This window comes from Paraburkholderia elongata, assembly GCF_013177735.1.
GTDB classification, from domain to species: Bacteria; Pseudomonadota; Gammaproteobacteria; order Burkholderiales; family Burkholderiaceae; genus Paraburkholderia; species Paraburkholderia elongata.
Genome location: NZ_WOEZ01000047.1, coordinates 1 through 1,491, shown reverse-complemented (window position 1 = coordinate 1,491; position 1,491 = coordinate 1). Strand labels below are relative to the sequence as shown.

The 1,491-nt window shown below is 62.0% G+C and carries 1 protein-coding gene and 1 pseudogene; one reads left to right on the top strand and one right to left on the bottom strand.

The window, feature by feature from the left end:
* Window positions 1-197: 197 nt before the first annotated feature.
* Window positions 198-482 (bottom strand): annotated as a pseudogene (locus tag GNZ13_RS52180) (VOC family protein); the annotation flags it as partial.
* Window positions 483-776: 294 nt separating this feature from the next.
* Between GNZ13_RS52180 and GNZ13_RS10600 the strand changes: the two are divergent.
* Window positions 777-1,280: a nuclear transport factor 2 family protein gene (locus tag GNZ13_RS10600; RefSeq protein ID WP_172163297.1), complete on the top strand. Its 504-nt coding sequence runs from the start codon at window positions 777-779 to the stop codon at window positions 1,278-1,280.
* Window positions 1,281-1,491 lie beyond the last annotated feature (211 nt).

Here is a 1,491-nt window from a genome sequence, read left to right as displayed (position 1 = left end):
CGCCGACAGCGAGCCGATTGTCGATGTCGCTGACGCTTGCCTCGGCCAACCACATTGACCACAGTATGCCCAACTGGCGAAGCACAGCCGATCAGGTCGGTCCGATCGGCAGCTGCCACGACATCCCCGTTGTGAACCTTTTCGAATACGGGCGCTTCCTGCATCCCTCCTTCGGCACCGATCTCGCCGTCATGAGCGTTCAGTGCGAAGCCGAGTTCGACCAGACGTTGTCGTTCGGCTTTCGCGTCGTCGACGCAGACTGCGACATGGCCGTACCCGTCGCCATGCGTATAGGGTTCGGCGCGGCCCTTGTTCCACGTCAGTTCGATCTCCGCATCGGCCTCGCCATTGCGCAGATAAACCAGTGTGAATTCGGGGAAGTCGAGCCGATGCGCGACGCTGAAATGGAAAGCTTGCTGGTAGAACTGCAGCGAGCGCTGCAAGTCCTGCACGCGGATCATCGTGTGGATCAGCTTGGCCATGTCGCACCCCCGTGTTGTTAAATCAAGTGTAGGGACGCCAACACGAATGTGGTAATGCACGGCTATATCGCCTTAGGGACTTGCCCTATGCTGCAAGCGCGTCGGTGTTGCAGGCTTTCGCGCTGTGGCCCAGGTTCCAGGGCCGGCGCAGATGGCATGGCGACGCGGTTGCAATGCAGCAGGCCATTCGGCGCGGGAGCGCCGATGCGCCGGCAAGATCCGTCTCGTCGTCGCCACCTGCGGATGCTAAAGTCCTTGCAGCCGCCGGCTTTCACCGAAAAGTAGGGGACCGTCATGCCAAACAGAACTTCCCTGCTCCAGCGCGCGGCAGCCGCCGCTGCTTTCTTTGTGCTGATCGCGAGCCATGTGGCCCGCGCCGAAGATAGCGTCGCGCCGGTTCATCCGGCCGCTCGCGATATTGCCCAGGAAGAGCGCAACCGCGCGCTAGTCGTGAACTTCTACGATGCGGTGTTCAACCGGCACGATCTCAGGACTGCTAGCACCGTGCTCGCACCGAATTACATTCAGCACAATCCGCATGTGCCCACCGGGTCCGCGCCGTTCATCGGCTTCTTTACCGAATACTTCAAGCATGCCCCCGATGCCCGTTCGGCCATCGTGCGCAGTGCGACCGACGGCGATCTCGTCTTTCTGCATGTTCACTCGACCGGCAACCCGCAAGACCGCGGCAACGCCATCGTGGATATCTTCCGCGTCGAGCACGGCAAGATCGCTGAGCACTGGGATGTGGTTCAACCCGTGCCCGAGCAGTCAGCCAACGACAACACGATGTTCTAGTCGCTCCGGCGAAACACGCTGTCTGCCGCGGGTCTCGCCTCGCGACAGACAGCGCGCCGCGGTTCAATCGCGGCTGCCGAACACCGCCTCCCCTTCGAACAGCGTTATCACCGTGTCGACCTCGGAGATTCGATGCGGCGCAACCTCGCGCAGATCGCCGCTCAAGACCGCAAGCGATGCCGGCCGTCCCGCCGAAAGACACCCCGCCTGA

Excerpts from the sequence above, each read along its gene's own strand:
- GNZ13_RS10600 (WP_172163297.1), top strand. The coding sequence starts at position 777 with ATGCCAAACAGAACTTCCCTGCTCCAGCGCGCGGCAGCCGCCGCTGCT.